The sequence below is a fragment of the Acinetobacter sp. S40 genome, assembly GCF_016624705.1.
GTDB lineage: Bacteria > Pseudomonadota > Gammaproteobacteria > Pseudomonadales > Moraxellaceae > Acinetobacter.
In genome coordinates this window covers 212,841-237,906 of sequence record NZ_JACVTU010000004.1, presented here as the reverse complement: position 1 = coordinate 237,906, position 25,066 = coordinate 212,841, and the positions used below count along the sequence as shown (strand labels likewise).

At 39.4% G+C, this 25,066-nt stretch carries 23 protein-coding genes, 1 tRNA gene, 1 other RNA gene and 1 pseudogene; 16 read left to right on the top strand and 10 right to left on the bottom strand.

The genetic code is table 11. The features are described 5' to 3' along the window. Positions 1-10 precede the first annotated feature (10 nt). Both pgeF and IAE19_RS08385 read left to right on the top strand, forming a co-directional pair. Positions 11-751, top strand: a complete 741-nt coding sequence (gene pgeF, locus IAE19_RS08390) for a peptidoglycan editing factor PgeF (protein ID WP_200460483.1) — start codon at positions 11-13, stop codon at positions 749-751. Positions 752-791: 40 nt separating this feature from the next. After that, on the top strand, positions 792-1,343 hold the full coding sequence (locus IAE19_RS08385) for a flavodoxin family protein (protein WP_200460482.1): 552 nt from the start codon (positions 792-794) through the stop codon (positions 1,341-1,343). A gap of 50 nt (positions 1,344-1,393) precedes the next feature. Here the strand turns inward: IAE19_RS08385 and smpB are convergent, their stop codons facing one another. Beyond that, positions 1,394-1,870, bottom strand: a complete 477-nt coding sequence (gene smpB / locus IAE19_RS08380; RefSeq protein ID WP_200460481.1) for an SsrA-binding protein SmpB — start codon at positions 1,868-1,870, stop codon at positions 1,394-1,396. Between the two features lie 158 nt (positions 1,871-2,028). On the opposite strand from smpB, the gene coaD reads away from it, so the two are divergent. The 6 genes from coaD to IAE19_RS08350 all read left to right on the top strand — a co-directional run bounded on the left by coaD (position 2,029) and on the right by IAE19_RS08350 (position 6,725). Beyond that, positions 2,029-2,520 (top strand): pantetheine-phosphate adenylyltransferase, encoded by a 492-nt coding sequence (coaD, locus tag IAE19_RS08375; RefSeq protein WP_200460480.1) that lies wholly within the window; start codon positions 2,029-2,031, stop codon positions 2,518-2,520. A gap of 1 nt (position 2,521) precedes the next feature. Continuing rightward, a complete protein-coding gene (locus tag IAE19_RS08370) occupies positions 2,522-2,785 on the top strand; it encodes a YfhL family 4Fe-4S dicluster ferredoxin (RefSeq protein ID WP_200460479.1) in 264 nt (87 codons plus the stop codon). A gap of 27 nt (positions 2,786-2,812) precedes the next feature. Next, an RNA gene (rnpB, locus tag IAE19_RS08365) (RNase P RNA component class A) lies at positions 2,813-3,168 on the top strand. A gap of 61 nt (positions 3,169-3,229) precedes the next feature. Next, positions 3,230-3,306 (top strand) — tRNA-Met (locus IAE19_RS08360). A 294-nt stretch (positions 3,307-3,600) separates the two neighbouring features. Next, positions 3,601-5,886 (top strand): TonB-dependent hemoglobin/transferrin/lactoferrin family receptor, encoded by a 2,286-nt coding sequence (locus IAE19_RS08355; RefSeq protein WP_200460478.1) that lies wholly within the window; start codon positions 3,601-3,603, stop codon positions 5,884-5,886. Between the two features lie 29 nt (positions 5,887-5,915). Beyond that, positions 5,916-6,725, top strand: coding sequence for a hypothetical protein (locus tag IAE19_RS08350; protein WP_200460477.1), 810 nt, complete (start codon positions 5,916-5,918; stop codon positions 6,723-6,725). A 204-nt stretch (positions 6,726-6,929) separates the two neighbouring features. Here IAE19_RS08350 and IAE19_RS16805 read toward each other — a convergent pair. Both IAE19_RS16805 and IAE19_RS08345 read right to left on the bottom strand, forming a co-directional pair. After that, a pseudogene (locus IAE19_RS16805) lies at positions 6,930-7,052 on the bottom strand (hypothetical protein); the annotation flags it as partial. 183 nt (positions 7,053-7,235) lie between these two features. Continuing rightward, entirely contained in the window at positions 7,236-8,630 is a 1,395-nt protein-coding gene (locus tag IAE19_RS08345) for a cobyric acid synthase (RefSeq protein ID WP_200460476.1), read from the bottom strand. A gap of 339 nt (positions 8,631-8,969) precedes the next feature. Here IAE19_RS08345 and cysD point away from each other — a divergent pair, with 339 nt between their 5' ends. Both cysD and cysN read left to right on the top strand, forming a co-directional pair. Beyond that, entirely contained in the window at positions 8,970-9,878 is a 909-nt protein-coding gene (gene cysD / locus IAE19_RS08340) for a sulfate adenylyltransferase subunit CysD (protein ID WP_004990602.1), read from the top strand. A gap of 52 nt (positions 9,879-9,930) precedes the next feature. After that, entirely contained in the window at positions 9,931-11,544 is a 1,614-nt protein-coding gene (cysN, locus tag IAE19_RS08335; protein ID WP_200460475.1) for a sulfate adenylyltransferase subunit CysN, read from the top strand. Between the two features lie 59 nt (positions 11,545-11,603). Here the strand turns inward: cysN and IAE19_RS08330 are convergent, their stop codons facing one another. Further along, positions 11,604-12,944, bottom strand: a complete 1,341-nt coding sequence (locus IAE19_RS08330) for a CitMHS family transporter (protein WP_200460474.1) — start codon at positions 12,942-12,944, stop codon at positions 11,604-11,606. 289 nt (positions 12,945-13,233) lie between these two features. On the opposite strand from IAE19_RS08330, the gene IAE19_RS08325 reads away from it, so the two are divergent. Further along, positions 13,234-13,737, top strand: coding sequence for a hypothetical protein (locus IAE19_RS08325; RefSeq protein ID WP_200460473.1), 504 nt, complete (start codon positions 13,234-13,236; stop codon positions 13,735-13,737). 42 nt (positions 13,738-13,779) lie between these two features. Here the strand turns inward: IAE19_RS08325 and IAE19_RS08320 are convergent, their stop codons facing one another. Next, entirely contained in the window at positions 13,780-15,102 is a 1,323-nt protein-coding gene (locus IAE19_RS08320) for a hemolysin family protein (RefSeq protein WP_200460472.1), read from the bottom strand. Between the two features lie 128 nt (positions 15,103-15,230). After that, positions 15,231-16,220, bottom strand: coding sequence for a LysR family transcriptional regulator (locus IAE19_RS08315; protein ID WP_200460471.1), 990 nt, complete (start codon positions 16,218-16,220; stop codon positions 15,231-15,233). 603 nt (positions 16,221-16,823) lie between these two features. On the opposite strand from IAE19_RS08315, the gene IAE19_RS08310 reads away from it, so the two are divergent. Continuing rightward, complete coding sequence (locus IAE19_RS08310) at positions 16,824-18,428, top strand: isocitrate lyase (RefSeq protein ID WP_200460502.1); 1,605 nt, start codon at positions 16,824-16,826, stop codon at positions 18,426-18,428. Positions 18,429-18,504: 76 nt separating this feature from the next. Here IAE19_RS08310 and IAE19_RS08305 read toward each other — a convergent pair whose 3' ends face one another. The 4 genes from IAE19_RS08305 to IAE19_RS08290 all read right to left on the bottom strand — a co-directional run bounded on the left by IAE19_RS08305 (position 18,505) and on the right by IAE19_RS08290 (position 21,504). Beyond that, positions 18,505-19,479, bottom strand: a complete 975-nt coding sequence (locus IAE19_RS08305) for an NAD(P)H-dependent flavin oxidoreductase (protein ID WP_200460470.1) — start codon at positions 19,477-19,479, stop codon at positions 18,505-18,507. A 174-nt stretch (positions 19,480-19,653) separates the two neighbouring features. Continuing rightward, complete coding sequence (locus tag IAE19_RS08300) at positions 19,654-20,145, bottom strand: copper resistance protein NlpE (RefSeq protein WP_200460469.1); 492 nt, start codon at positions 20,143-20,145, stop codon at positions 19,654-19,656. 147 nt (positions 20,146-20,292) lie between these two features. After that, the gene (locus tag IAE19_RS08295; protein WP_200460468.1) at positions 20,293-20,616 is read right to left on the bottom strand and encodes a hypothetical protein; all 324 of its coding nucleotides are present in this window, start codon (positions 20,614-20,616) and stop codon (positions 20,293-20,295) included. A gap of 126 nt (positions 20,617-20,742) precedes the next feature. Further along, positions 20,743-21,504, bottom strand: coding sequence for a 3-oxoacyl-ACP reductase (locus tag IAE19_RS08290; protein ID WP_200460467.1), 762 nt, complete (start codon positions 21,502-21,504; stop codon positions 20,743-20,745). 191 nt (positions 21,505-21,695) lie between these two features. On the opposite strand from IAE19_RS08290, the gene IAE19_RS08285 reads away from it, so the two are divergent. The 4 genes from IAE19_RS08285 to ureC all read left to right on the top strand — a co-directional run bounded on the left by IAE19_RS08285 (position 21,696) and on the right by ureC (position 25,054). Next, positions 21,696-22,571 carry an urease accessory protein UreD gene (locus tag IAE19_RS08285; protein WP_200460466.1) on the top strand — a complete coding sequence of 292 codons (876 nt, stop codon included), beginning with the start codon at positions 21,696-21,698 and terminating at the stop codon, positions 22,569-22,571. A 120-nt stretch (positions 22,572-22,691) separates the two neighbouring features. After that, positions 22,692-22,994, top strand: a complete 303-nt coding sequence (gene ureA, locus IAE19_RS08280; protein WP_200460465.1) for an urease subunit gamma — start codon at positions 22,692-22,694, stop codon at positions 22,992-22,994. 20 nt (positions 22,995-23,014) lie between these two features. Next, the gene (locus tag IAE19_RS16590; RefSeq protein ID WP_200529618.1) at positions 23,015-23,335 is read left to right on the top strand and encodes an urease subunit beta; all 321 of its coding nucleotides are present in this window, start codon (positions 23,015-23,017) and stop codon (positions 23,333-23,335) included. An 18-nt stretch (positions 23,336-23,353) separates the two neighbouring features. Next, positions 23,354-25,054 carry an urease subunit alpha gene (gene ureC / locus IAE19_RS08275; protein ID WP_200529619.1) on the top strand — a complete coding sequence of 567 codons (1,701 nt, stop codon included), beginning with the start codon at positions 23,354-23,356 and terminating at the stop codon, positions 25,052-25,054. Positions 25,055-25,066 lie beyond the last annotated feature (12 nt).

Below are 25,066 nucleotides of genomic sequence, written 5' to 3'. Positions count from 1 at the left end.
GAATTCATTCATGAATTTTGTACAGGGTTTACCACAAGGCGTTTATGTGGGGCAGACGACCATTCAGCATGTGCATGCCTTACCAAGTGCTAATCCTGATCTAGCTGGATTCAATCTGGCTTTACATGTTAATGACAATCCAGAACGCGTTCAACACCATCGCATGATATTGCTGAATGAGTTTGCAAAGTTTGATGTGAACAAAATTACATGGATGACCCAAACCCATAGCACCATTTGCGATACAGTCAATGAGCAAATTACTTTTGAAGCATTGATAGGAGATGGTCTGGTGACTCAGACGAAAGGTCATGCCTTGATGATGATGACAGCGGATTGTCTACCTGTAGTTTTGGGTAATCGGGACGGTACTGAAGTTGCCAATCTGCATGCAGGTTGGCGTGGTCTGGCAGGCGGGATTATTGAAAATACTATTGAAGCTATGCAGAGTGGCGCGACATGGGCATGGTTAGGTGCGGCGATTAGTCAACCCTGTTTTGAAGTGGGTATAGAAGTCAAACAAACATTCTGTGAGAAATATCCAGAGCTGGCTATGGCCTTTGAACAAGGTAAACAGAAGAATAAATTTTATGCTGATCTCTATGCCATTGCACGTTACATATTAGAGCAGCAAGGCATAGAGCATATTTTGGGGGGAGATCAATGCTCCTATCGTCAGCAAAGCGATTACTATTCTTATCGGCGTAATGCTAAAACAGGACGCATGGCGACATTCGTTTTTATGAAATAAAAGTGGTAAACTTTCAAGGTACTATCAGTTTAATTTATTTATGTCATTGCTCAAGAAATCGCTTTGTATTGTTTATCATAGCCCATACGGACATACAGCCAGAGTTGCTTCGCATATTGCACAAGGTGCGAAAACCTTGGGTATCGAGGTGCATTTGATGTCGATTGAACATATAGACTGGGATGCGTTAGATACAGCACAAGGCATTATTTTTGGTTCACCAACTTATATGGGGAGTGTTTCAGCTGATTTTAAAAAATTTATGGATAGTACTTCTAAACGCTGGAAGAATCGCATTTGGCAAGGAAAACTGGCTGCAGGATTTTCTAATTCAGGTGGGTTAAGTGGTGATAAATTAGCTGTTTTACAACAGTTAAATATCTTTGCTATGCAGCACGGCATGTTGTGGTCAGGTTTGCCCTTAATGCCAACAGGACATACGGAAACAGATTTAAATCGGCTTTCAAGTTGTTTGGGGTTGATGACTCAATCAGACAATGCGCCTGTTGAAATTACGCCACCCAAAGGTGATCTAGATACCGCAGTATGGTTTGGAGAATATATTGCTGGAATTTTATATCGTTTGCATTAAATAGAGTTCGTATGAGTAAAAAAAGCCTCATGATGAGGCTTTTTTGCGTTTTATTTATGCATTAAACGTGCTTTGTCGCGTTGCCAGTCACGGTCTTTTTCAGTAGCACGTTTATCATGTAACTGTTTACCTTTTACCAATGCAATTTCAAGTTTGACCAGATGACCTTTCCAGTAACAGGCCAAAGGAACACAAGAATAACCTTTTTGATTCACTGCACCCATCAATTGTTCAATTTGTCTGCGTGACAGTAACAACTTACGGGTTCGTGTTGCTTCAGGAACGATATGCGTAGATGCAGAAAGCAAAGGCTGAATTTGTGCACCAAATAAATAAGCTTCGTTATTTTTAAAAATAATATAACTTTCGGTCAGACTCATACGGCCTGCACGTAAAGACTTTACTTCCCAACCAAGCAGCGCAATGCCTGCTTCAAATTTTTCTTCAATAAAATAATCGTGGCGCGCGCGTTTGTTCTGCGCAATGGTGCCGCCGTTATTTTTTTTAACTACTACTGCTTTCGCCATAATCTTAAAATTCCAAAGTTAAGCCTATTGTGCCTGAAACAGTGACCGAGGTGAAGTTTTTTCATTTTAATCAGGTCGCTTATTCATGGGATGTCTTCGCTAAGAAATCAAGATTTGCTAGAATATAACCCTCAGAAAATAAACTAGAGTAAAAATGGATGACTAAAGCACGTGTTATCTATCCAGGTACATTTGACCCAATCACCAATGGACACATTGATTTGGTCACTCGAGCCTCACGAATGTTTGATGAAGTCGTGGTTGCAATTGCGATAGGACATCATAAGAATCCTGTCTTTAGTTTAGACGAGCGAGTTGCATTAGCCAAAGCATCTTTAAGCCATTTGCCCAATGTTGAATTTGTTGGATTTGATGGATTATTGGTTAATTTTTTTCGTGAGCAAAAAGCTACCGCAGTATTGCGTGGTTTACGTGCAGTTTCTGATTTTGAATATGAATTTCAGTTGGCTAATATGAACCGTCAACTTGATTCACATTTTGAAGCGGTGTTTTTAACACCGTCTGAACAATATTCCTTTATTTCATCGACTTTAGTTCGTGAAATCGCGCGTTTAAGAGGTGATGTTGCCAAGTTTGTTCCACAAGCTGTGGTAGAGGCCTTTGAACGCAAGCACCAACAAGGCTGGTAGTGTGTCATTAATTATTACCGAAGAATGCATCAACTGTGATGTCTGTGAACCCGTTTGTCCCAATGAAGCAATATTTATGGGCGAGGTGATTTACGAGATCCATCCAGACTTATGTACTGAATGTGTGGGGCATTTCGATGAGCCACAATGTCAGTTATTTTGTCCGGTCGATTGTATTCCTAAAGATCCTGATCATGTGGAAACCCAAGATCAGTTGTTGCAAAAGTATCAAAAACTAATTGATCAAAAAAGCACGAGCAATTAGTCCAAATTTTTGTTACCATGCGCTCCTGAAGTGGACTGGACGGTCGCTGCTGTGGAGGTCTTCGTGACTGAAGCAGGGGAGGAAAGTCCGGGCTTCACAGGGCAGGGTGCCAGGTAACGCCTGGGCGGTGAAAGCCGACGGAAAGTGCAGCAGAGAGTAGACCGCCTCATTCGTGAGGTAAGGGTGAAAGGGTGCGGTAAGAGCGCACCGCGTGTCTGGTAACAGTTCACGGCATGGTAAACCCCACCAGAAGCAAGACCAAATAGGAATCCTGAGGTACGGCCCGTACTGGATTCGGGTAGGTCGCTTGAGCGTATGAGTGATTGTACGCCTAGAGGAATGATCGTCCTCGACAGAACCCGGCTTACAGGTCCACTTCACCAATTTTTGAAAAATTTGCTTGACGTATCTAGGATAACTTTAGATAATGCGCGCACAGTTTTCGGCTATGTAGCTCAGTTGGTTAGAGCACAGCACTCATAATGCTGGGGTCACAGGTTCAAGTCCCGTCATAGCCACCATTTAACAGACCATGCTCCTGCATGGTCTTTTTTTATGTCAATTTTATTGCTTATATATACATTTATAAAACGCTTACCTGCTATCTTCTAAGTAGTTAAATGCATAGGTGTACATAAATTAATCGCCATGTAAATCAACTGTGAATATTTGTAGCAAATAATATTATTTTTGATTATCATTCTCATTTAAATCTATTCGCTCTTTATCTCCTCCAATTTATCAGGATAAAACTAAATAAATTGGCATATTGAATAGTAATCATTATCCTTAGTACTATTATTTAGGTGTTGACTATGCATTGTCATCAGAATCTGTCTGTGTCCAAAAATAAGATCAATCATTCGATTGCATTGAGACCGCATTATTTAGCTGTATGTCTTGGAATGCTGATGGCACCCATTTCAACGGGTTTATTTGCAGCGGAGGAGAGTAAAACAGCTGATTCAAATCACTACACCAAGCTTTCTGTGATTACCGTGTATGCCGAAAAAGAAGATAAAATTCCTTCTTCAGTCACGACGATTAGCCGAGATAATTTAGATCGTACTGGCGCGACAGATATGGCAAGTATTGTGAAATATTTGCCGCTCGTAAGTGCACCATTTGCAGCCAATGGTGCTAGTGCATTTTATGCAGGTTCAGGTACGAGCAGCTACAATATCCGAGGTATCGATGGTAATCGAGTTGGATTAGATGTCGATGGCATTGATATTGCTGATGCAACTGTTGCGACTTGGACAGGTGCAAGTATGCGTAATAGTGCAGCAGGCCGGGATTATATTGAACCTGAAATGTTTCAAACGGTGAATATTCAATCAGGCACAACAGGCGCTTCTACGGATGGAATAGGGGGGCGTGTTTCATTTAAAAACAAATCACCAGAAGATTATCTGGTGAATGGTAAAAATTTAGCTGCTACTGCTAAGGTGGGTTATAGCTCAGCAGATGAAGCTTGGTTGAGTTCGGTAACAGGCGCAGTCGGAAATGATACATTTAAAGCGCTTATTGCTTATGCACACCGAGATGGTCATGAAATGCAGGGTAACTCTAATACCAAACCATTCCCTGCTGACTGGAAATCTGATGCAATTTTAAGTCGTATCATCTGGGATATTAATGAACAAAATCAATTGGGTTTTACTGCTGATTATTATAAAAAGAAAAATGATATTAGTGGAATGGATGGTTCGACCTACACGGGTATCACTTTTAATGATGGTACACAACATCAGGATATTGAACGCGAACAATATAGCCTAGATTATCGCTTTAAACCCCAAAATTTTGCTTTATTTGATCAGCTAAAAGCTAAGCTTTGGTATCAGGAGTCACATAATGATACCCGTACTGGTTATAAGGCTACGACGTATTATCGCGATGTCAATAACACCTTTAAAGAAGAAAATACAGGAATTAAGCTCGATATTGAGAAATATCTGGGCATACATCATTTTGAATATGGTCTATTAATGGATCAAAAGGAATATTCAAGTAATCGAAAAGAATTGCGTAATGGTGCTCCGACTTCATCGACTTTGTATCAAGGCGCTTATTTATTTGACTCAAAGGTTAATCGTTATGCAGCTTATGTGACCGATACAATGAAGTTTAATCTTTGGGAGCGTGATCTTAAACTCACTCCTTCTTTACGTGTAGAACGTCAAGAATACAAACCAGAAAATTCAACTTATGGGGGAGTGGTTGATAAAGACTTTAACTATGTCTCACCAGGGTTATCATTAAGCTATCAGTTGACCCCTTATAATTATACTTATGCAAAATATACTCGTGGTGCCCGTGTTCCAAGCGCAACAGAATTAGGAAGTTATTTTCAAACAACTTCAGGGGTTTCATATTACTTATCTGGAAATTCAGACTTGAAAAAAGAGACCAGTGACGCATTTGAGGTTGGTCTAAGAAATGATTCAATTGAAGGAATTAAATTTGATCTAACTGGATTCTATACCAAATACGATAATTTCATTGATTATAAATCACTTCCTGCTTCTGAATGCACAGTTTCAGGCGTATTTTTATGTTATGAGGCACAGAATTTGGCGCAAGCTGCAATTTGGGGGGGAGAGCTTTCTACGCATGTCGATCTAGGGCATTTTATTAATAATGCTGATGGTTTTAGCTTAGCCCTAGTAGCGGGTAAAACAAAAGGTCATGCCAAAGATAATGAGGGCAATAAGAGTGGCATAAACTCTGTAACCCCAGGCAAGGCTAGTCTATCTCTTGCTTATGATGATCCTGACCAAGTATTTGGTCTTGGATTTACCACTACAGCAGTAGAAAGTAAAACTGCTTCCCAAGATGTCAGTACCTATTCAGGTAACGCAGGTTATATTCCTGTGAAGGGATACACTGTATTTGATTTATCAGCATATTGGAATATTCATAAAAATGTGAAACTCAATGTGTCGTTAAACAATATCTTTGACAAAACTTATTGGAATTACGCAAGTGTAGGCACTTTAAATAAATCTACTAGTACAAGTGGAAGTATCGATGCATTACGTGACCGCTCGGCTGAAGCTGGTCGCAATGTGGTCGCTAGTGTTGAGTTTAAATATTAATTTTATCAGGGGCCTTTTAGGATATTGCTATGAAAAACATCAAATTTACACTTTTGGCTTGTAGTACGTTATTGAGTTCAGTTGTAATTGCTGCTCCTTTAGAGAATCAGACCGAAATGCAGGCTTACGGTCTTTATTCTCTCTATCATTCACAGGAGCAAAATCCAAATAACGCGACATTTGTTAAAAACTATACAGCTGACTATGCCGACTTATTCAAAACCCAAAAGCAAGTGAATCAGTTACAATATGTACAGTTTGAGCAAGCTAGATTAGAGCCCATATTAAAACAACGCCGTGAGATGTCATTAAAACAAGCTCATGTCCGTTTTGGCGTATTGAATACCAATAAAGATGATAAAATTACTTTAAAGGAATATCAGGAAATTGGTCTTAAGACTTTTGATCAATTCGATAAAAATCAGGATGGTCTGATTAGTGCCGAAGATGCCAAGCTTGAATCAACACCAACAGGAACGCATGATGGTTTTAGAATGAAATCACCACTATCTATGCCGATGGCGGGTAATGTGAATGAATTTATTCAAATGTATGCAAATAACAACAAAACTTATGTCACTTTAGGTGACTATTTAACGCATCGTGATCAACAATTCGTCTTAACTGATACCAATAAAGATCTAAGCTTATCTGAAGATGAATATGTTGGTGAATTTACCCAACGTTATGATGAGCATTTGGCCCAAGCTCGCAAAGGATATCATGAAATTTTTGATCAGCAATTTTTGAAAATAAGTCATGGCAAAGCCACGATTCAGGAAAAAGACATCAAAGCGTTTGCAACCAATGTCGCTAAAGAGAAGAGTTTGAAAAAATAATCGGATCAATTTATTGGAATAGGCCACTATTGACCGTTTTTTTGTTTTATTAAAGCAAAGACGGTCAATAGATGATTTAAAAATTTTACTCTATGCGTGAGTAAAAGATGAAAATTTTGACAGGTTTATTTCGATGATTTTTATATTACTTTGATCAGTTTTGTTCGGAAATTCAACTAAATTTTTCTTGCCATAGAAAGATGACCCTACAATACGTTGCAGCATGATTTGTGGGTTTAATAAGCTGTTTGAAAATTGAATTTTGATTGCACGTTTTTGGGTTCCATAGCCCAATTTATCTAATATATTGTAAATATTATGCAGCATGGCTTTTTCGCGGTGTCTATTATTTATTCTTATCTTAGAAAAAGGGGACGTATAAATCTTGTCACTTCCCACTTTATTCTTAGTATAAAAAACAATCTAGATTATAAAGATCAAATATGGGGAGAGGTCTTAGTTTTGCGTTTTAGTTCGGTCTTACAATCAAATTTATAAATACTTGATTAATCAGACCTGAATCGCATCCAAAATCAGATGTATGTTTAAACGCTGACGGCATTGCTCGACAAAGTCTTTAATTTTTTCAGTTTTATAACGTTGAAAATCAAAACCTTGATAATCTATAGAGATCGATCGTAAGTATTTTGACCGAAAAGCATTGTGATCAAAGATTTGATGAATAAAACTTCCTTGAATATGTTCATGTTGAAAATAAAGTGGATATTTTTTACTTACCCCATGATGCATCTCAAAACCTTCAATTGGCATGTCAAAAATAGTATAGATTTTTTTTGCTAAAATTTTATCTTTGATAAATTCAATATCATCATCAATAAAACCTAGCCCTTCGGCAGTTGTAGGTTGGGGGGTTTCGACCTGTTCTGGGTCATTTAGGTTTTGAAAGAGCATTTCATAACCGCCGCAAATGGCAAAAATCGCTTTTTTACGCTGTTGTAGCTGTTCAAATAAGCCATTTTGTTTTAACCAGTTTAAATCTTGAATCACCAGTTTTGAACCAGGTAGTATCACCAGATCAAAACGCTCCAGTGAAATAGGGCTATTGATAAATTCCAGTAAGACTTCATCATCAGCAATCAAAGGCTCAAAGTCGTTGTAATTGCTCATATAAGGATAGGCAATGATACCAATCGTTATTTTTTTCTGACTGGGTTGTTGTACAAAATTTTGCAGGCTGGCATTGTCTTCAAAACCAAGATTAAATGGCATATACGGCAAAACGCCCAGCACTGGAATTTTAAATTTTTCCTGAATAATATGTATGCCTTCATCAAATAAAGACAAATCACCACGAAATTTATTGATGATCACACCAATGACACTGTCACGTAAGTGCGCAGGAAGCAGATTATAAGTACCCCAAACCGAAGCAAATACGCCACCTTTTTCAATATCAGCCACCAAGATAATTTTAGTGCGGTAGGTTTCAGCAATGAAAAGGTTGGATAAATCCTTGTCGATTAAGTTGAGTTCAACCGGGCTGCCTGCACCTTCTGCTACAACGCAATCATAATGTTCAGCCAGATACTCAAAACAGCGTTGTACCGCAGGTTTGAGTTGATCCAAGTCACGATAATATTCCAGCACATGTTGCTGGGAAATCACTTTACCTTCGACAATAACTGATGCGCGGCCATTTGCACCAGATTTCAACAATATTGGATTGAGATGATACGAGGTCGGAATACCCAGAACTTCAGCTTGAAATGATTGGGCAATAGCAATTTCACTGCCATCATCACAGACGCGTGCATTATTGGAGACATTTTGTGCTTTGAACGGAGCAACCCGCACACCTGCATCTTGTAAAATTTTAGCAATCACAAAGGTCAGGGTGGATTTTCCAGCATCACTGGACGTTCCAAAAATCGAAATATGTCTCATACTGATATGCTTATCAATAAAATCGGGTAGGCAGAAACAGGCGGCTACGGCATAATACGCTATTTTACGATCAACGTAGTGGTCAAATTCAGACTGCATTGCGTGTTTTGTATATGATTAAATCAGATATACATATGAAAAAACATGCAAAGTGGGCGCTGTTTAAATCACTATAATGAATATCTATTTCCAGATCTAGCATAAGGCCAATCTGGTGAGCTATGTCGAATTTTCAATTTGGAGTTGTTATGGCACTCGTTCCTCCATATGGTGGCGCAAGTTGTGACGAAAAACTACTTGGCGGCTTAATGATTAAAACGGACTGGAAAGGAGATGCACATGACTGAAGATAGATTAACCCATCTCAAGCAGCTTGAAGCTGAAAGTATCCATATTATTCGTGAAGTTGCAGCCGAATTTGAAAACCCAGTGATGCTTTACTCGATTGGTAAAGACTCTGCGGTTATGTTGCATCTTGCACTTAAAGCTTTTTATCCTGCAAAACTTCCATTTCCATTGTTACATGTGGATACTGGCTGGAAATTTAAGGACATGATTGCTTTTCGTGACAACATGGCTAAAACCCATGGCTTTGATTTGATCGTGCATCAAAACAAGGAAGGTCGTGACGCGGGCATCAATCCATTTGATCATGGTAGCTCGAAATATACCGATATCATGAAAACTCAAGGCTTAAAACAGGCTTTGGACAAGTACCAGTTTGATGCAGCTTTTGGTGGTGCGCGTCGTGATGAAGAAAAATCACGTGCTAAAGAACGTGTTTATTCGTTCCGTGATAGCAAGCACCGTTGGGATCCTAAAAACCAGCGCCCAGAACTTTGGAATCTTTACAATGGTAAAGTAAACAAAGGTGAAAGCATTCGTGTATTCCCATTGTCTAACTGGACTGAACTGGATATCTGGCAATATATCTATTTGGAAAATATTCAAATCGTACCGTTGTATTTCTCTGCGGTGCGTCCTGTGGTTGAGCGTAGTGGTACGCTGATCATGGTAGATGATGAACGTATGCGTTTAAAAGAAGGCGAAGTTCCACAAATGAAATCAGTACGTTTCCGTACTCTCGGCTGTTACCCATTAACAGGTGCCGTGGAATCTGAGGCAGATACCTTGCCTGAGATTATTCAGGAAATGCTTTTGGCCACAAGTTCAGAACGTCAAGGTCGTATGATTGACCATGATGAAGCGGGCTCAATGGAAAAGAAAAAGCAGGAAGGTTATTTCTAAGCAGCTTTAATGAATGTTTGGAAAAAGATTTCAGAATTTGTGGAGTTAGAGCATGTCTCATCAGTCAGATCTTATTAGTCAGGATATTCTGGCCTATTTAAAACAACATGAGCAAAAAGATTTACTACGCTTTTTGACGTGCGGTAATGTTGATGATGGTAAAAGTACCCTTATTGGGCGTTTACTTTATGATTCAAAATTGATTTATGAAGATCAATTACAGGCGGTTACGCGCGATAGTAAAAAAGTCGGAACCACTGGCGACGCTCCTGATCTAGCTTTACTTGTAGATGGTTTACAAGCTGAACGTGAGCAGGGCATTACCATTGATGTCGCCTATCGCTATTTCTCTACAGAAAAGCGTAAGTTCATTATTGCGGATACTCCGGGGCATGAGCAATACACACGTAATATGGCGACAGGTGCTTCAACAGCAGACCTCGCGATCATCCTGATCGATGCCCGTTATGGTGTACAAACTCAAACACGTCGCCATTCATTTATTGCAAGCTTACTCGGTATTAAAAATATCGTAGTTGCGATCAACAAAATGGACTTAGTTGAGTTTTCTGAAGCACGTTTCAATGAAATTCAGGTTGAATATGATGCTTTTGTGAGCCAATTGGGAGATCGTCGTCCAGAAAATATCCTATTTGTACCGATTTCAGCTTTAAATGGTGATAATGTCGTAAATCCATCGACGAGTACGCCATGGTACAAGGGTCAAACCTTGATGAACATTCTTGAATTGGTGGAAATTAAACGTGAATCCAATAAACATGAATTCCGTTTCCCTGTTCAATATGTGAATCGTCCAAACCTTGATTTCCGTGGCTTTGCAGGGACAATTGCACTCGGTGAAATCAATGTCGGTGATGAAATCGTGGCATTACCATCGGGCAAAAAATCGACTGTTAAAGAGATCGTAACTTTTGATGGTAATCTTGAACAGGCGATTGCAGGTCAGGCAGTAACCTTGACCTTAAATGATGAAATTGATATCTCTCGTGGCAACGTGTTGGTGCGTTCAGGTGAGCAGCCGCTGATTTCTCGTTCTGTACGTGCATCTGTGGTTTGGATGAATGAACATGCTTTAGTGAAAGGTAAGTTATATAACGTCAAGATTGGTACACAAACTGTTCCTGCCAAAGTGACCGAAATTAACTATCGTGTCAATGTGAACACACTTGAGCACACGCAAGTCGAAGAACTTGAATTGAATGCGATTGCTGATGTGACGGTTGAATTTGATGCGCCAGTAGTATTTGATCGTTATCAGGATTCTCGTTATACAGGTTCATTTATCTTCATCGATCGTTTGAGTAACGTAACGGTTGGGGCCGGTATGGTTGAAGCTGCGGTTGAATGGACTGCCAGCAATAATCCTGTAACCGCGGAAGATCGTGCAGCACGTTTGGGTCAAAAACCTGCAGTGATTGGTATAGCTGTATCCTTGCTTGAGAAAGCTCAAGCCTTGGAAAGCTTGCTGATTCAGCAGGGTGTCGTGGCGATTGTCAAGGCAGACTTGAATCTAGAACAGATTAACCTACTCCGTGAAACGGGTGTAGTGGTAATTACGACGATTATCGAAGGTACAGATACAAACGTAACAGCTGAAACTGTTGAGGATGTAGTTGACCAAGTCGTAGAGTTAGTTCGTTTGTAATTAGACTCTTGAAACAAAAAAAACCTCCTAAATTTAGGAGGTTTTTTTAATCGAACCATTTAAACGATACTGATCAATGGAAAAACGCCAAATACTAAAGCACTGCCCATAAGTACACAACACGTCATAAATGCCCATTTCAAAGTAAATTTTTGATGGTCAGCAAACTCAACTGCAGCTAGACCACACAGTAAATAAGTTGATGGAACTAATGGGGAGAGGAGGTGAATCGGCTGACCTACAATAGACGCTCGCGCAATTTCAACGGGTTCAATTCCATAATGAGTAGCAGCTTCGGCTAAAATTGGTAATACGCCAAAATAGAAAGCATCATTGGACATAAAAAATGTCAAAGGCATACTCAGCGCCCCCGTAATAGGTGCCATATATGGCCCCATACTTTCAGGAATGAGCGAAACAAATTGTTTTGACATGGCTTCTACCATACCTGTTCCCGTCAAAATTCCTGTGAAAACTCCTGCAGCAAAAATCACACCAACGACTGCAAGTACACTATCGGCATGCATAGCAATTCGTTTTTTCTGCATTTGTAAATCTGGGTAGTTCACGATAAGTGCAATACAGAAACCGAGCATAAATAGAATAGGCATTGGTAAAATTCCTTTTACCAAGGATGCCATCAGCACGATTGTCAAAATACCATTAAACCAGCGTAAATGTGGACGCTGCGCTTCAGGGTCTTTAGAGATAGTAATGTTGTCAGCATGGCTAATGTCGTCAATACTAATCACCCCCAGACGTTTACGTTCATGTTTACCATAGAGATAAGCAAGGAAGAATAGCCAAATAATGGCAATCAACATAGATGGAATCATTGGGATAAATACGTAGCTGGCATCGACTTGTAATGCACTCGCGGCACGAGCAGTTGGTCCACCCCAAGGTGTAAGATTCATAACTCCACTACTTAATAACATTAAACAGGTCATTACCAGTGGATTCATGCCAATACGTTTATAGAGTGGCATCATCGCTGCGACACAAATCATATATGTAGTTGAACCATCACCATCCAAAGAAACAGTTAAGGTTAAAAAAACAGTACCTAATGTAATTTTAAGTGGATCTCCTTTCACTATCTTTAAAATCCATTTAATTGATGGGTCAAATAAGCCCGAATCGATCATTAAGGCAAAATACATAATTGCAAAGAGTAACATCACGCCAGTTGGTGCAAGCTTTTTAATACCATCTAGCATAGTTTCACCTAACATTGACACTTCAATATGGCTTAAACTGTCAATATGAAACCCAAGTCCCCAACCGATCAGAGCAAAAATAACAGGAATGAGAATGAGTGCAACCAACGCACTGAGACGTTTTGACATGATCAAATACATAAAACACATGATCATGCTAATACCTAAAAAAGTAAGCATAAAAGCGATCCTTAGCCCAAAAAATTATTATTGATAAAACACGCTTTCACTTTAATGTGGAGCAAATCTATATTTATTATTTATTCTAAAAAATGCAATTACAAAACATATTTATAATACTAAGGTCTATAGTGAGTGGCCTACGTATTTTATACGATGGAGGTAAAAATACCTTATGGCAACAAGCCATCTAAATGTGATGAAAATCTGCAATAGATTATTTATTTTTATTCTGCTTTGAAAACACTTTTATGCGACAATAGTTCTTTCATTTTTCCCAAGGACTCCCATGACAGAGCACTCTCATGAATCTTTAACTGATATCGAAATTATAGATATTTTACAGTCAATGAAGAAAGACGAGCTTGATGCTGAGGCGAAAGAAATTATTCGTGATGGGGGAAAGGCGGGTCGACAAGAAGCACATAAACAAGCACTTGTGGCCTTAAATCATAATTTTGAAGAAAAGTTTGTAGAAGCGGTAACTTTAGCATTGGGGTTAAATGCGGCACAGGCAAAGAAAATTCGATATAAAAAAGATCGTATCCGTATTTTCAAAGCCAAAGGTTTGGATTATATGGCAATTGATGGTGCAGAAACAGCGCAGGTTTTAGCCCAAATTGCGCAGGCTATTTTACGTGAAGATGCAATTGTGACCAAAGATTTGCACAATATTTTTCCTTTTTGGAAAGAGGGCTGGCCGATGGTGCAATTTGATAGTGCCTACAAAATTTTGGCAGAAGACATCCAATTGCATTATGAGGCGTTAATTAATGCATTGCTTGGGCATTGATTGAAAAAAATGAGAGAGATTCAATATAGTCTCTCTCACGAATTAGTCTTCAAGTAAACTTTGATCTTCCAGTTTTTCCAAAATTCGTGTTACTAATAATTGGTCAATTTTATAATGATCAACATCGACCACTTCAAATTTAAAACCACTAAACTCTACACTATCTGCAGGGCGTGGAATTTTGCGTAATTGATACATCATAAATCCTGCCAGAGTTTCATAATTCTCTTCATCTGGCATTTCATCAATTTCAAGCGCATGTTTCAGGTCTTCAATTGGGGTGCTCCCATCAATTAGCCATGAATTATTATCGCGTTTAATAATTTGCTGATCTGCTTCAATTGGGGTTACCCAGTCACCCATTACCGTAATCATAATATCACTTAAGGTAATAACACCCACGACCAAGGCATATTCATTGATGACCACGGCAAATTTTTCTTTGGTTGATCGAAAGCGATCCAGCACTTCGGAAAGTGTCAGGGTATCTGGAATGGTCAAGACCGTACGAATAGTATTTTCTTTGAGCTGGATTAATGATTGACTATTTAAAATCCGAACCAATATATCTTTGGCATCTACATAGCCAATAACCTGATCAATACTTTCATTACACACCAAAAATTTGGAATAAGGATATTCTGCTAGCTTTTGACGAATGCTTTGATCCGATTCATTCAGGGTAAAATACACGATATTTTCTCGTGTCGTCATACTTGATGGAACTGTTCGTTCTTCTAGCTCAAACACATTTTCAATAAAATGATGTTCTTGTTTTTGCAATACGCCCGCTTGTGCGCCCGCTTCCATTACAGCTGAAATATCATCAAAAGTAATATTGTCATCGCGTGTAGTATTCACTTTGAATAGGCGAAATAATAAATTAGCAATAGCATTGATTAACCATGCCAATGGTTTACAGATTTTGATAAAAACCTGAATGGGATTAATGACTGAAACTGCAATTTTTTCAGGTGCGATCATAGCCAGACGTTTAGGCATTAGATCGGCAAATAAAATGAACAGTGAAGTTACAAAGGTAAAGGAAAGGACAAATCCAATAGTCTGCGTCCACGGACCATCATAGAAACGATCCACTAAATTCACAAAAAATGGACGAAAAGCAGCTTCACCCAAAATACCGCCCAGAATAGCAACAGCATTTAGACCAATTTGCGATGCAGCAAAGAAATCAGCTGATTGGTGCTGAAGATCAAGGACTTGTTGAGCACGTTCATCGCCTGATTCCGCAAGAATTTTTAATTTTACTTTACGCGCACCAGCAAGGGCGATTTCCGTCAAAGATAAAAAACCCGCCGCGATAATCAGCATGACAATGATAACGACGTTTTGAAAAAGGCTCACAGTTCACCTGTAGTCATTCGTTATTATGAGAAAGTTTTAATACAATGAAAAAGAGGGAGGTAGTTTTAACTACCTCGGTATAGGATCAGTATAAGCTTGAAAACAGAAGAAATTAACAAAAATTTATTTTAATAATGCGAAAATTGCGAATTATTGGTTAAAAACTCGCGATTTTCTTCTTCTATCATTTGACGTGCGACAAATAAAATCAGTTGTCGTAACCAACGATGGGCTGGATGATGATGCAATAGCGGACACCATGCCATTTTTAATTCAAACTCGGGAATATAAAACGGCGGATCTTTGATTAATAATTTTGGATTACTGGCTTGCAATCGAGCCATACGAGTAGGCAAGGTTGCAATTAAATCTACATTTTGAGCCAATAACGCTGGCATTTGATAATGACGCGTAAATACTGAGATTTTACGTTTTTGACCAATACGTTCCAGCGCCTGATCAATCCAGCCTAATCCCGCTTGTTTATCCGGATTAATGCCAAAACCAACGCCCATTCCAGTTTTAGATACCCAAATATGTTGCGCATCTAAATAGTTTTTGAGATTGAGATGCTGACCCGCTGGGTGTTTATCATTTAACAAGCAGCTAAAACTATCACGCCAAACTAAAACCTGATGGAAACTTTGTGGTATTTCATTGAATCGGTTAATGGCAAGATCGACTTTACCTTGTTCCATATCACGGTAAGATACATCACTTGGAGTAAGAAAATCTAATACCACATTGGGAGCTTCAGAACGTAACGCTTTAACCAAACGAGGAACCAGAGTCGCTTCAGCATAATCTGAAGTCATAATGCGAAACACTCGATTACTGGTATAAGGTCGAAATTCGGTACGCGGTTCCAAAATCATGGACAGATCAGAAAGTGCATCGCGAATACGGGGCTGTAATTCAAGTGCACGTTCCGTCGGAGTCATGCCTTCTGATGAGCGGATCAAGAGGGGATCATTAAATAAATTGCGAAGTCTACGCAAAATATTACTCATAGCGGGTTGGGTAACGCCTAACTGTTCGGCGGCACGAGTGACATTTTTTTCGCGAAGAAGCACGTCAAGATAAATTAATAGATTAAGATCTACCCGCTCCAGATTCATAAAAAAAATACCGAAAATAAAATCATGAAATTGTGATCGATTATGCCATAGATGAATGGATTTGTGTGAAAAAACGCTGAAAAAAACAGCGGTTCTAAGGCGTAAATCTAAATATTATGATGGATTAGACATCTTGAAATATTGATAGAAAATTCTGAATCAACTTTAGAAAATAATTCAAAAAAGTAGAGTTCGTGTGAGTCTAAATGATCTGATTCATCATTATAACGTGGGTTGTTAAGCTAAACATTGGCAAGTTTTTACTATTTCACATCATGAAACGATGAGTAAATTCACATTGTGACTTAAGTCGAATAGATCAAAAAACCACTTAAAACGACCAAATTGAATCATTTTATGAATTTTATAATTTAATTTAATTTATAAAAATCAATAGTTTGAATTTTAGGTATATAATTATAATACGACTTTAATCTATATATTTTTTTAAAAAATACTGAAGATTAATGGAGGATATTGGATTAATTTTTTGGCTCAGACTAAGCTGTGATCATATTGATGGAGTGGCTGAATTATAGTCGAGTCAAATAAACATGACAGTTCAGCATGACATCTTTTCGATGAAATCCTAAAAAGGAATATATCATGACATATCAATCAGCTCTTGAGCACGTACGTGCCGTAAAAAACAAATTAGGTGGCACTTGGGATGCAATTCGTCCTGAAGACGCTGCTCGTATGATCGTTCAAAACCGTTTCCATACTGGTTTGGACATCGCTAAATATACAGCTGCTATCATGCGTAAAGATATGGCTGAATATGATGCTGACAACAGCAACTATACTCAATCTTTGGGTTGCTGGCATGGTTTCATCGCTCAACAAAAAATGATTGCGAATAAAAAATATTTCGGCACAACCAACAAACGTTATATCTATCTTTCTGGTTGGATGGTTGCTGCACTTCGTTCTGAATTTGGTCCACTTCCTGACCAATCTATGCACGAAAAAACTGCTGTGCCAAAATTGATTGCAGAAATCTATACTTTCTTACGTCAAGCTGATGCGAAAGAATTAAATGACTTATTCCGTGCATTGCAAAAAGCTGAAGGTGCTGGCGATACTGCAAAAGTAAAAGAAATCGAAGCTCAAATCGATAACTTTGAAACTCATGTTGTGCCAATTATTGCTGACATTGATGCTGGTTTCGGTAACGAAGAAGCAACATATTTGTTAACCAAGCAAATGATCGAAGCGGGTGCATGTGCAATCCAAATCGAAAACCAGGTTTCTGACGCTAAACAATGTGGTCACCAAGCTGGTAAAGTAACAGTTCCACACGAAGACTTCCTTGCGAAAATTAATGCTGTACGTTATGCGTTCCTTGAGCTTGGTGTTGATGATGGTGTTATCGTTGCGCGTACTGACTCTGAAGGCGCAGACTTGACTCAAAAGATCCCTGTATCGAAAGAGAAAGGTGACTTGGCTTCTCAATATATCAGCTACTTAGATACTCAGGAAATTGATATCTCTGAAGCAAGTGATGACGAAATCCTGATCAAACGTGATGGTAAATTACACCGCCCAACGCGTTTAGCTTCTGGCTTGTATCAGTTCCGTGAAGGTACTCAGCATGACCGCGTTGTACTTGACTGTGTAACTAGCTTGCAAAATGGCGCGGACATGATCTGGATCGAAACTCCAACTCCAGATGTTCAAGGTATTGCTGGCTTTGTAAATGACATCAAAAAACAAGTTCCAAATGCAAAACTTGTTTATAACAACTCTCCATCGTTCAACTGGACCTTAAACTTCCGTCAACAAGCATATGATCGTTGGGTTGCTGAAGGTAAAGATGTTTCTGGTTATGACCGTGCGAAGTTAATGAGCGCTGAATACGATGCTTCTGAATTGGCTGCTGATGCTGATGAAAAGATTCGTACTTTCCAAGCTGATGCTGCACGTGAAGCTGGTGTGTTCCATCACTTGATCACACTTCCGACTTACCACACTGCTGCTCTTTCTACTCATGAGCTTGCTAAAGGTTACTTCGGTGAAGAAGGTATGTTGGCTTATGTTGCTGGCGTACAACGTAAAGAAATCCGCGGTGGTATCGCATGTGTTAAACACCAAGCAATGGCTGGTTCTGACATCGGTGATGATCACAAAGAAATCTTTGCAGGTGAACAAGCGCTTAAAGCGGGTGATGCAAGCAAAAATACAATGAATCAATTCTCAGCTCACTAAGTTGAAATTGATTTAAAGAAAACCCTGCATATGCAGGGTTTTTTTATGAACTTTTGAGTTCAATTTGATCCAATAATTACGAACCGATAAAACGGTTTAAGCGCTGTTGAATAATTTTATGCGCCTCAGTCATAATGCCGTGAATGAGATCATGACAGCTTGGAATATCGTGAATCAGTCCTAACACTTGTCCTGCTGAAAGTAATCCTGCATCAACATCACCTGTTTCCAAAGCAATGCGACCTTTTGCACCAGATACATAAGGACGAATTTCTTCAAATTGAATGTCTGGTTTCTGGCTAAGTTCAACGACCAAATCAGAAATACTATTTTTGGCCACCCGAGTAGTGTTACGAAATTTTCTAAAAATCAGGTTAGTTGAACGTTCATCTTGCGTTAAATAATACTGTTTGATTTTTTCATGAATAGGCGCTTCCTGCGTCATACAAAAACGAGTCCCCATATTGATGCCTTCTGCTCCAAGAGCCAGAGCTGCAACCAAACCACGACCGTCTGCAAAACCGCCACTGGCAATGAGTGGAATTTTTACTTGATCCGCGGCAGCTGGAATCAAAATTAATCCAGGAATATCATCCTCTCCCGGATGTCCAGCGCATTCAAAACCATCAATTGAAATAATATCAGCCCCCATACGCTGTGCAGAAAGGGCGTGACGAACTGAAGTACATTTGTGGAGTACTGTAATGTTATGCTTCTTTAAATCTTCAATATGTTCCTGTGGCTTATTACCTGCGGTTTCTACAATTTTGACACCACTTTCAATGATAGCTTGACGATATTCGGCATAAGGTGGTGGATTAATGGCTGGTAAAAAAGTCAAATTCACAGCAAAAGGTTTATCAGTCATTTCCCGACAACGCTGTATCTCTTTTAATAGATCTTCGGGGGTGGGTTGAGTCAATGCAGTAAGCGTTCCTAAACCACCCGCATTGGAAACTGCACTTGCTAATTCAGCTCGTCCGACCCACATCATGCCACCTTGAATAATGGGATATTCAATACCAAGTAATTCTGTCATACGAGTTTTCATTGAAGAGAGTCCTTATTTTTCATTGGATATATTTTGCAGTTTGATCTTACTATAGTGTTTTATTTTTAGAAATTTCAACCATGTTTTTAGAAATTTTATTTCATTATGCGATATTTATAAAAATACCAATCCTTTAGGATTGGTATTTATCAAGACATTATATGAACTCAGCGTTTAATGGTTTTCTTTTTTTAATACATAAAGATCAGCCATCGCACCTTCGATTTTATTGCCTTCCATGTCCAATGCAGTTGCGGTGTTTTCACCAATAAAGAAGTAACGTTTATCAGGTTGAGTATCCAGAATAATCACAGAAGGTTTTTGCTCATCAAATTTAAAAGTACCTTTGGTCTCGATGGGTTTACCATCACTTTTACCACCAAGATAAGTTTCTTTTAACTCAAAAGTTTTATCAGCTTTTAATTCTAGTTCAGTTTTAATACCTTCACAGTCGGCACAAGGTAATTTACCTTCATAATCACCCGCCCAGTCCAACGAGTTCTCAGCTGTATGAGCAGTATCGACAGCTGTTGCTGTTTCGGCAGGAGCAGATGCAACATGAGTTTGGTCCGCAGCAGCTGGTGTTATTTCAGCTTGGTTTTCTTTTTTTGAACATGCCATTAATAAGGTCGTTGCGATTGCAATCGCAATAATTGATTTTTTCATTAGATGTGTCCAAGTATTTTTTAAATCAAAACTTAGACTATAAAAATATGAGTCTTAGAAAAAGTGAGGATATGTAAGCAATTTGAATAAAATCATTCTTTTAGTATCAATTTGGTTGGATTGTGTAGGTTTTGATAAGGTGATCATTTAAAAATCAGACGTTACGCCACCTAATGACTGACATGCCGATTTATAAAGCTGATATTGCTGTTCAACCACTTCATCCAGTGGCATATCAAACAGCGTTTGACCTTCTTTATATTGTTCAATATAAGTACTGGCTTTCTGTTTGCTTACGGCTAAGGATTGCTGATGAAAAGTGTTGATATTACTTTGAGGCATATCATGCACTTCAATATTTTTGCATTGAAAGTGTTCAAGCATTTTTTCTGCGCTTTTAATTTCACTCGAGCTTCCTAGTGCGCAGCCAAACAATAAAGCAGAACTCGCCATAATAAAGAAAAATTTCATAAAATTGAGTGAAAGTAAAAGTGGAGTAATATTTTATAAGGATTTTAAAATAAAAAAGTTGGCGTATTTGAAAAAAGTGCTTAAATTTTGGCTAATTAAGCACTTTTAAACCTCTATACTGGAAATTTAGTTTTTCACCAAGCCGCCATCTACCATTAAATTTTGGCCAGTGATGGCCCGTGACCAAGGCGATAAGAATAGCAGAACGGCATCGGCAAATTCCTGCGGTGTTGTGGTTCGTCTGAGAGGGGTGGATGCTGCAATTAAATCGAATACTGCATCAGGAGTTGCTTTACTGGCATCCGTGGTTTGTAGCAAGCCACCCGAGAGCATGTTGATATTAATGCCAAATGGTCCTAATTCATGTGCACTGGTTCGAGTAAAAGCTAAAAGTGCTGCTTTGGCAGACGTATAATCATGGTAAGGCACTACAGGATTTTGCACCAGATTAGTTCCTATATTAATAATTCGTCCAAATTGCATGGCTTTCATGTCTTCAAGTCCAGCTTTTAAAGTGTTTAACGCGGCTTTTACTGCACCTTGAAATTGCTGTTGCATGGTCTCCCATGTCAAGTTTTCAATAAATGGACGAGCATCACCATTAAATTCAAACTGAATCAATGCATTATTAACTATAGACGTAATTCCACTTCCAAAATGATTTTTGGCTGCTTCAAACATGCGCAAAACCTGATCACTTTGGGTGACATCAGCTTGGTAAATAAAAACGTGTTCTGGAAATTGTTGTTGTAAATTTTCGGCTGCTGTATGGCTTTTTAAATAGTTCACTACAACGCGGGAGCCTTGACTAAGTAAAGCGTGTGAAATTGCTAAACCTAAACCACGTGCGCCGCCAGTTACTAGCACGATTTGCTCTTGAATTTCCATGTTGAACCACTTTTAGATTGGATTAAAGACGACTCAAGATTAGGAAAAACCGAGACTGAAATCAAATATATATTTTCCTTTCAAGTGGGTGATAAATTAAGCATATAATTTGAAATACAATAATCTGCAAGTTATTGGTGCAGTTTTTGCATTATAAAAATGCCACTCACTTATGTCATAAAAGGATTGAAATGAATCAACCGCAAGACTTTATCGCCCAAAGGTCTAAAGCTTTGTGGTATGCAGAGTTGGAGTTGGGATTTAAGCATGATGGTCATCGCACCATTATGAATCATCGAAAACATTATGGTCCTGTTCGGGTGCAAAAAATGCTATGGCCCGAAAAAACAGGAGTTTGTCATGCGATTATTGTGCATCCACCCGCAGGAATTGCAGGGGGTGATCATTTAACTTTTCAAATTTCTACCCACCAAACTTCACATGCGGTAGTGACCACACCAGGCGCAGGTAAATGGTATAAAACTAATGGCAAGCAGGCGTTTCAGCATATTCATTTAAATGTAAAAGAGCATTCCATATTAGAGTGGTTGCCACAAGAGACCATGTTATTTGATGGTGCAAATGCACATTCAGAAACCCACATTCACTTAGATCAACCTGCTAGTTTTATTGGTTGGGATATGTTGGTGCTTGGACGACAGGCACGTGCTGAGACCTTTCAGAGCGGTGCGTATGCCAATCAATTTAAACTTTATCGTGAACAAAAACTTTTAGTCGCAGATACGCTACGTTTTAAAGGACAGGATCGATGGTTATCTTCTTGTTTAGGCATGAATAAACAGGCGGTAATGGGGAGTTTATGGGCAGTTGCTCCTGAACAATATCGTGCTTCTTCTTATTTAGAAGCGCAAATTGAACTGATTCGTGAATTAATGATGCGTATGGATGTACCCGTTACTTTAACTCGATTAGATGATGTCGTCTGCGCGCGTTTTCTAGGAGATGATGTCAGAATTTGTCACGATGCTTTTGCTGCGATTCGTGCACGATTACGCCGTTATTGGTATGGTTTGAATGAAGAATTTCCACGTATTTGGCGTACTTAGACGTATTTAGATATATGGCGTACTTAATAATGTGTTTTAGTCATATTACATACAAAGATCAAGATGACGATTTGTGCATATATTTTGCTTCAACCTGAATAATCAAGATTAGGAATATTTATGGAACTTAATCCGACCGAAAAAGACAAGATGCTAATTTTTACTGCGGGACTTATAGCAGAACGTCGCAAAGCCCGTGGTTTGAAATTGAATTATCCAGAAGCAGTGGCTTTTATTTCTGCCGCTTTGCTTGAGGGTGCACGTGATGGTATGAGCGTGGCTGACTTGATGCATTACGGAACGACATTATTAAGCAAAAATGATGTGATGGAAGGTGTACCAGAGATGATTGCGGAGGTACAAGTCGAAGCGACTTTCCCTGACGGCTCCAAACTGGTCACGGTTCATCAGCCCATTGTATAACGAGAACAAAGGAGAGCGGCATGATTCCTGGTGAAGTGATTACCCTAGATCGTGAGATTGAGTTAAATGTAGGACGACAGACCATAAAAATAACGGTAGCTAACACAGGTGACCGTCCTATTCAGGTGGGGTCACATTTTCATTTTGCTGAGGCAAATGATGCTTTGCAGTTTAATCGTGAACAAACCAAAGGTTATCGTCTGAATATTGCCGCGGGTACAGCCGTACGTTTTGAACCAGGTCAGAGCCGTGATGTGGAGTTGGTCGCATTGTCAGGTAAGCGAGAAGTTTATGGTTTTGCTGGACGTGTGATGGGCGCATTAGATTCAGAAATAAAATGATTTAGAAGGTCTATGATTATGAAAATGTCGCGTCGTGCATATGCTGAAATGTTTGGGCCAACGGTGGGAGATCGTGTCCGCTTAGCCGATACAGAACTGTTTATTGAAGTTGAACAGGATCTGACCACTTACGGCGAAGAAGTTAAGTTTGGTGGGGGGAAAGTCATACGTGATGGCATGGGCCAATCGCAAATGTTGGCGAATGAGGTTGCAGATACTGTTATTACTAATGCCTTGATTGTCGATTGGTGGGGCATTGTCAAAGCAGATGTTGGCCTTAAAAATGGACGTATCTGGAAAATTGGAAAAGCAGGGAATCCTGATATTCAACCCGATATTACCATTCCACTTGGAGCGGCGACTGAAGTTATTGCGGGCGAAGGTCAGATTTTGACTGCAGGCGGGATCGATACACATATTCACTGGATTTGTCCGCAACAGGTTGAAACTGCGTTGATGTCAGGTGTGACGACTATGGTCGGTGGTGGTACAGGCCCAGCCGCAGGAACCTCAGCGACTACTGTTACACCGGGACCTTGGCACATTGGCACAATGCTACAGGCAATTGATGATTTGCCGATGAATATTGGTTTATTGGGTAAGGGGAATTTAAGTTTACCTGAGCCGATTCGAGAGCAGATTAGAGCAGGTGTGGTGGGGTTAAAGCTACATGAAGACTGGGGATCAACACCCGCCGCAATTGATAACTGCCTCAGCGTCGCAGATGAATTTGATGTACAAGTAGCGATTCATACTGACACGCTTAATGAAAGCGGTTTTTTGGAAGAAACATTGGCTGCATTTAAAAATCGTACTATTCATACTTATCATACCGAAGGTGCCGGAGGAGGACACGCGCCTGATATTTTAAAAGCTATCGGCCAAGCGAATGTACTTCCATCTTCAACAAATCCGACTAGACCTTATACCATCAATACCATTGATGAACATTTGGACATGCTGATGGTGTGTCATCATCTTGATCCTGCAATTGCCGAAGATGTCGCATTTGCAGAAAGTCGTATTCGCCGTGAGACCATTGCAGCAGAGGATATTTTGCAAGATCTTGGTGCAATTGCGATGATGTCCTCAGATTCGCAAGCTATGGGACGTGTCGGCGAAGTGATTATTCGTACTTGGCAAACTGCGCATAAGATGAAAATTCAGCGCGGTGCTTTAGACGGTGATCATTCAAGTCACGATAATAATCGTGTCAAACGCTATATTGCTAAATACACCATTAATCCTGCAATTACGCACGGTCTAAGTCATGAAATAGGCTCCATAGAAGAAGGTAAGTTGGCAGACTTGGTGCTGTGGAAACCTGCATTTTTTGGGGTGAAACCGTCAATGATTATTAAAGGAGGCATGATCGCGGCGGCACCCATGGGAGATATTAATGCCTCAATTCCAACACCCCAGCCCGTACATTATCGTCCGATGTTTGGCGCTTATCCGCGAGGTGTGCATAACACGTGTATTACATTCTTGTCTCAAGTCGCGATAGAAGAAGGTGTAGTAGAAAGGTTAAAACTGAAAAAGCTGATCAGTCCATGTAAAAATACCCGAAATATTACGAAAGCAGATATGAAACACAATACCTATTGTCCAGTGATGGATGTTCATCCAGAAACGTATGAGGTCCGCGCGGATGGTAAATTGTTGACGTGTGAACCTGCTGACGTATTACCGATGGCGCAGCGTTATTTCTTGTTTTGACCATCAGAATTA